This window comes from Terrihalobacillus insolitus, assembly GCF_028416575.1.
GTDB lineage: Bacteria > Bacillota > Bacilli > Bacillales > Amphibacillaceae > Terrihalobacillus > Terrihalobacillus insolitus.
In genome coordinates this window covers 1-1,999 of the sequence record NZ_JAMQKB010000055.1, presented here as the reverse complement: position 1 = coordinate 1,999, position 1,999 = coordinate 1, and the positions used below count along the sequence as shown (strand labels likewise).

At 38.3% G+C, this 1,999-nt stretch carries 1 protein-coding gene; it reads right to left on the bottom strand.

Annotated elements, in window-relative coordinates; genetic code table 11:
- Nucleotides 1-76: 76 nt before the first annotated feature.
- Nucleotides 77-1,828 (bottom strand): IS1634 family transposase, encoded by a 1,752-nt coding sequence (locus NC797_RS18200; protein ID WP_272438208.1) that lies wholly within the window; start codon nt 1,826-1,828, stop codon nt 77-79.
- Between the last annotated feature and the right edge of the window lie 171 nt (nt 1,829-1,999).

Sequence of the window (1,999 nt, the reverse complement as noted above, 5' to 3'; positions counted from 1 at the left end):
CCCGAGTTTGGCGTTAAATTTTTCCAATTGCAGTCGTATCAAGGGTTAGAGGCATGTAGAAAAAAGCTTGTTGTCACTACATGCTCTTTTTTAGTTTTTCCACTATTTTTTTAATGCTTGTTTGCTTGATTTCCTTTGTTGCATCCAGCCATTCTGTAATTTGACGTTGTTCTTTTGTCATTTCCGTGGCAGTTATCGACTTTCCTTTTTGATCTTTAAGTCCAACTTCGTTCAGTTGACAACTTTCCAATTTTTGAAGTGCATTGCTCGCCGTCATATCCTGATTCGATTTCTGCATAAGTAATTCGATAGTGTTTCTTAATAAATAGGCCAGCACACATACACTGACATGCGCTTTCACTCTTTCAGGCCTTGTTAGATAAACAGGGCGAAGTGCCAGTTGAGATTTCATCTCTCGAAAAGCTTCTTCAATTTTATTTTTCGCACGATATTTGAAAACCACTTCTTCTTTGTCCAGAGATGTTTCGTTGGTAATAAAGCAGGTAATCCCATCACGTTTTCGCACTTCTTTTTCCTTTTCTGGATCCACTTCAGCGCAAACACGAAAACTGTGTACAGTGCGGGTTTTTCCATCTTTTTTAAGTACTTCAAGTTCAATCGGAATAACCGATACATTCATGAAGGCTTTTAGTTTTTTCTTGGAAAGCATCTTCTGTACTTTTCTTACAGTCGTTTCCGCCTTACGTGACTTTTTAGCCTCGGACAGAGTTGCATTTTCAGCTTCCATCCAAGTAAATGCTTGTTTTATTCTATTTTCTCGTGATTCGATATCCTCATAAAAACGCGAAACCTCAAATGAAAATATATACCGGCGCTTTCCCTCTTTTTCTTCTCGAATAAAGAAGCGTTTGTTTTCAATTGGTTCAAAGTTTTGTAACGTCAGTCGTTGCTTGTAATTATCTGGTGTAACAGCTTTTGGCATTACCCGCTCAAATAATGGATGACAAGCCATTTCATTTTTATCCATGGCCGATAAATAGGTCATTTTTTTATCTTCCAACAGATCCAAATGATCTTTGGAAACCATACCGCGGTCAAATACCATGTGGCAGGTTTTTAGGGAAAATCGCTCTTTTAATTCCTCAATCAACCAAGGTAAGGTAGTGATATCCTGTGTATTTCCATCAAGCACTTTCCAATAAAACGGTGAGCCTTCAGGAGTCACTAATAAGGCAATGACAACTTGTTCCCGATCTTGTCTATGATCACGAGAATATCCAAATTTGGAAATCACACATTTACTACCTTCCATATAGGTAGAGGTGATATCATAGAACATCGCTTCCCCTATGGATTGATCAAGGCTGGCCAACTGATTATAAATGTGTGTCTGTAGATCCGTTTCATGAGCGTTCAGATGATCAAGCTCCCGATAAATAGCAAAATTATCAGGAAGGATGTCATCATCATAAAGACTTGGCAATACTGTTGAGTGCATCCAATCCACAACATTAATTTTACTCAACGGTTTGATACAACGATTTAATACAAGTGCTTCGGCAAGTATGGAATTAGAGAAAAAACGATGCAATTCAAGTTTCTTCCACAAAGTGTGCAGCACCATAACCGGAAGATAGAGCCAATGCTTTGTCACTACGACATCACTGCTTTTGGCCAAAACCAGATCAGAATCCTGTTGCGACTTAATGATCAGCCGCATTCGATTTGCGTCCTCATCGGAAAGTGCTCCAAGATTTTGGACCACGCGGTGCTTTGGTTTGCCGTCTTTATCGCGATAAGAAGTAACAATTTTATAGTAATTATAGACTTTTTCGCTTCTACGAATGGTAACTTTTTTCAGGAACATGGTAGCCCTCCCATGGATATAATTGGGACTACCATGAGTATACACCAAATACCCTATATATCAAGGGTTAATCATATTATTTTAACAATTTTGTTAGGACTACAAAAATCACAATAACTCTTTAAACCCTTGACAATAAAGGGATTGGAAATTTATGTCACCAAACTCGGG